Origin of the sequence: Methylibium sp. T29, assembly GCF_000576205.1 — a bacterium.
Taxonomy (GTDB): Bacteria; Pseudomonadota; Gammaproteobacteria; order Burkholderiales; family Burkholderiaceae_C; genus Methylibium; species Methylibium petroleiphilum.
In genome coordinates, this window is record NZ_AZND01000262.1 from 1 (window position 1) to 4,367 (window position 4,367).

Genomic DNA, 4,367 nt, shown 5'->3' on the forward strand with positions numbered 1-4,367 from the left:
CGCGGCGTGGTGGCAGGGCACGCCGGCTGCCGCCGCCACGCTCGATTCGCTGCGCGGCAGGCCCGTGCTCGCCTGCGCCGGCATCGCCCAGCCTCAGCGCTTCTTCGAACAGCTGCGCCACGCCGGCCTGGACGTGCAGGAGCAGGCCCTGCCCGACCACGCGGCGTTCGACGCCCTGCCCTGGCCGGCCGCGACCGCCGACGTGATCGTGACCGAGAAGGACGCCGCCAAGCTCCCGGTCGACCGCGTCCGACGCGAGCGGCCCGGCACGCGGGTCTGGGTCGCGCCGCTAGACTTCTCGCCCGAGCCGGCATTCTTCGCCGCACTCGACACCGCACTGGCCCCACTGTCACCGCGCCGCGAAGGATGAGCATGGACACCCGATTGATGGACCTGCTGGTGTGCCCGATCTGCAAGGGCCCGCTGACGCACGATCACGCCAGCCACGAGCTGCATTGCGCGGCCGACCGGCTGGCGTTCCCGATCCGCGACGGCATTCCGGTGATGCTCGAATCGGAGGCGCGCGCACTGGACGAGTCGCCCTCGCAGGCCGCGCCCCTGTCGGAATGAGCTTCACGGTCCTGATCCCGGCGCGGCTCGGTTCGAGCCGGCTGCCGGACAAGCCCCTGGCCGACATCGCCGGCCTGCCGATGGTGGTGCACGTGGCGCGGCGCGCCCTGGCCAGCGGCGCGGCGGCGGTGGTGGTGGCGGCCGACGACACGCGCACGGTCGAGGCCTGTGCGCGCCATGGCGTGCGGGCGCTGCTGACGCGCCGCGACCATGCAACCGGCAGCGACCGCCTCGCCGAGGCGTGCGACCTGCTCGCACTGCCGGACAGCGAAATCGTCGTCAACGTGCAGGGCGACGAGCCGCTGATCGATCCGGCGCTGATCGACGCCTGCGCACGCCTGCTGGCCGAGCGCCCCGAATGCGTGATGGGCACGGCCGCCCACGCGATCGACACCGTGGCGGAGTTCGAGAACCCGAACGTCGTGAAGGTGGTGTGCGACGCGCTGGGCCGGGCATTGAGCTTTTCGCGGGCGCCGATGCCTGGTGGCGCGATGGCTACGCCGCTGGGCTGCGCCAGGCAACAGCGCTGAGCGATCCGCCGCCGCTGCGGCACATCGGTCTGTATGCCTACCGGGCCGGCTTCCTGCGCCGCTACCCGACGCTGGCGCCGAGCCCGATCGAGACGATCGAATCGCTCGAACAGCTGCGCGTGCTCTGGCACGGCGAGCGCATCGCGGTGCACGTGAGTCCGCTGCGTCCCGGCCCGGGCGTCGACACGCCCGACGACCTGGCACGCGTGCGCGCCCTGCTCCACGATACGGGGCAAGAACCGCCGCGCGAGTCAGGTTGACGAAAGGCTGCGTGGTATTCTCATTTTGACCCTGCAGGCAACGCTCCTTCACGGTCGAGCAGCTGCGAGACAAGCCGCGTGCCGCCTCCGGGTGCCACGGCGTGCGAACCGACAAGAAACCACGAGGACCCGCGATGAAACTGATCCTGTTGGGCGCACCCGGCGCTGGCAAGGGCACCCAAGCCACCTTCATCTGCCAGAAGTTCGGAATCCCGCAGATCTCGACCGGCGACATGCTGCGCGCCGCCGTCAAGGCTGGGACCCCGCTGGGGCTGGAGGCCAAGAAGGTGATGGACAGCGGCGGCCTCGTCAGCGACGACATCATCATCGGCCTCGTCAAGGAACGCATCACGCAGCCGGACTGCGCCAACGGCTTCCTGTTCGACGGCTTCCCGCGCACGATCCCGCAGGCTGACGCGATGAAGGCCGCGGGCGTGAAGCTCGACCTCGTGCTGGAGATCGACGTGCCCGACGAGGCCATCATCGAACGCATGAGCGGTCGCCGCGTGCACGTGGCCTCGGGCCGCACCTACCACGTCAAGTTCAACCCGCCCAAGGTGGCCGGCGTCGACGACGTGACAGGCGAACCGCTGATCCAGCGCGACGACGACAAGGAAGCCACCGTGCTCAAGCGTCTGCAGGTCTACCAGAGCCAGACCCGGCCGCTGGTCGACTACTACGCCGCCTGGGCCGCGACCGGCGATGCGGCAGCCCCGAAGTACCGCAAGATCGCCGGCACCGGCAGCGTCGACGAGATCACGACGCGGGCTCTGGCGGCCCTGGCCTGAGGCCGGTCGACGGGCGGCTCGCGGCCTCTTCCTCCTTCCTCTTTTCCTTTTTGTACCGGGGCCGCAGCAGCGGCCCTTTTTCTTTCCTCCCTCCACCCATTCACCACCGGAGCTCCGCATGGATATCGCAGGCAAGGTCTATATCGTCACCGGCGGCGCCTCGGGCCTGGGCGAAGGCACCGCGCGCATGCTGGCCCGCGAAGGCGGCATCGTCGTGGTGGCCGACTTGCAGGCCGAGGCCGGTGAGGCGGTGGCGCGAGACATCGGCGGCGCCTTCGTCAAGTGCGACGTCGCCAACGAGGCCGACGGCCAGGCGGTGGTGGCGAAGGCGGTCTCGCTGGGCAAGCTGATGGGCTGGTGAACTGCGCCGGCATCGCGCCCGCCGTCAAGACGGTGGGCAAGGACGGCGCCCACCCGCTGGCCGTGTTCAGCAAGGTGGTCACGGTCAACCTGGTCGGCACGTTCAACATGATCCGGCTCGCCGCCGAGGCGATGAGCCGCAACGCCCCCGAAGCCACCGGCGAGCGCGGCGTCCTCATCTCGACGGCCTCGGTGGCGGCCTACGACGGCCAGATCGGCCAGGCGGCATATGCCGCCAGCAAGGGTGGCGTGGTCGGGATGACGCTGCCGATCGCGCGCGACCTGGCCCGCAGCGGCATCCGCAACATGACGATCGCCCCGGGCATCTTCGGCACGCCGATGCTGTTCGCGATGCCGCAGGAGGTGCAGGACGCACTGGCCGCCGGTGTGCCCTTCCCCTCGCGTCTGGGCACGCCCGCAGACTACGCCAAGTTGGTGCAGCAGATCCTCACCAACGAGATGCTCAACGGCGAGGTCATCCGCCTGGACGGGGCGATCCGGCTGGCGCCGAAATGAAAGTGGGCGCGCCCGGGCGCGAACCGCCCGCTGGCCCGACCAGGCCCTAGACTTCGCGCGTGATCCCCCAGGCTTTCATCGACGAACTGCTCGCCCGCGCCGACATCGTCGAGGTCATCGGTCCGCACGTCGAGCTCAAGCGCGCCGGCAAGGACTTCAAGGGCCTGTGCCCCTTCCACGGCGAGAAGACGCCGAGCTTCTACGTGATCCCGGCCAAGCAGTTCTATCACTGCTTCGGCTGCGGTGCCCAGGGCCATGCGCTGCGCTTTCTGACCGAGCATGTCGGGCTCGACTTCCCCGAGGCGGTGCGCGACCTCGCGCAGCGCCTGGGCATGACCGTGCCTCAGGAAGACAGCTCGCCCGAGGAGCGCGAGCGCGCCAGGGCAGCGAAGGAGCGCCAGGCCACGCTGAGCGAGGTGCTGGCGAAGGCCGGCGAGCACTGGCGCAAGCAGCTCAGGGGCAGCCCGCGCGCGGTGAACTATCTCAAGGGCCGCGGACTGACCGGCGAGATCGCGGCACGCTTCGGCATGGGCTACGCGCCCGAAGGCTGGCGAGGCCTCGCCAGCGTGTTCCCGCGCTACGACGACCCGTTGCTCGCCGAATCGGGTCTGGTAATCGTGCAGGGCGACGAAGGGCCGGAGCAGAAGCGCTACGACCGCTTCCGCGACCGCATCATGTTCCCGATCCGCTCGGTGCAGGGCGAAGTGATCGGCTTCGGCGGTCGCGTGCTCGACGCCGGCGAGCCGAAGTACCTCAACTCTCCGGAGACCCCGGTGTTCGTCAAGGGTCGCGAACTCTACGGCCTGCACGAGGCCCGCCAGGCGCTGCGCGAGCGCGGCTATGCGCTGGTGGTCGAGGGCTACATGGACGTGGTGGCCCTCGCCCAGCTCGGATTTCCGAACGCCGTGGCAACGCTTGGCACCGCCTGCACCGCCGAGCATGTGCACAAACTGCTGCGATTCACCGACCGCATCGTCTTCAGCTTCGACGGCGATGCGGCCGGCCGCCGTGCCGCCGGCCGCGCTCTGGAGGCGGCGCTGCCGCACGCCAGCGACACGCGCAGCATGAAGTTCCTGTTCCTGCCGGCAGAGCACGACCCTGATTCGTTCGTGCGTGCGCACGGCACCGCCGCCTTCGAAGCCTGCGTCGAGCAGGCGGTGCCGCTGTCGCGCCAGCTGCTCGAGGTGGCCCGCGAGGGCTGCGATCTCGACAGCGCCGAAGGGCGCGCGCGCATGCTTGCCAACGCCAAGCCGCTGTGGTCGGCGCTGCCGGATGGCGCGCTGCGGCGCCAGCTGCTGGGCGAGCTGGCGCGGGCTGGCGCCCTCGAATCCGCGGAGCTGCAG

At 70.3% G+C, this 4,367-nt stretch carries 4 protein-coding genes and 2 pseudogenes; all 6 read left to right on the forward strand.

What is annotated here, in order from left to right:
• Positions 1-370: tetraacyldisaccharide 4'-kinase (locus x551_RS18950; protein ID WP_036250215.1), on the forward strand; the 370-nt coding region annotated here is incomplete at its 5' end.
• A 2-nt stretch (positions 371-372) separates the two neighbouring features.
• Positions 373-570: a Trm112 family protein gene (locus tag x551_RS18955; RefSeq protein ID WP_036235914.1), complete on the forward strand. Its 198-nt coding sequence runs from the start codon at positions 373-375 to the stop codon at positions 568-570.
• Positions 567-1,360: pseudogene (gene kdsB / locus x551_RS18960) on the forward strand (3-deoxy-manno-octulosonate cytidylyltransferase). Before x551_RS18955 ends, kdsB begins: the two are co-directional and overlap by 4 nt.
• Positions 1,361-1,494: 134 nt before the next feature.
• Positions 1,495-2,148 carry an adenylate kinase gene (gene adk, locus x551_RS18965; protein ID WP_011830076.1) on the forward strand — a complete coding sequence of 218 codons (654 nt, stop codon included), beginning with the start codon at positions 1,495-1,497 and terminating at the stop codon, positions 2,146-2,148.
• 118 nt (positions 2,149-2,266) lie between these two features.
• Positions 2,267-3,024: pseudogene (locus x551_RS18970) on the forward strand (3-hydroxyacyl-CoA dehydrogenase).
• A 59-nt stretch (positions 3,025-3,083) separates the two neighbouring features.
• Positions 3,084-4,367: DNA primase (gene dnaG, locus x551_RS18975; RefSeq protein WP_036250217.1), on the forward strand; the 1,284-nt coding region annotated here is incomplete at its 3' end.

What these genes read in the sequence shown, in the direction of transcription:
- adk (WP_011830076.1), top strand. Translation starts at nt 1,495, where the DNA reads ATGAAACTGATCCTGTTGGGCGCACCCGGCGCTGGCAAGGGCACCCAA.
- x551_RS18955 (WP_036235914.1), top strand. Translation starts at nt 373, where the DNA reads ATGGACACCCGATTGATGGACCTGCTGGTGTGCCCGATCTGCAAGGGC.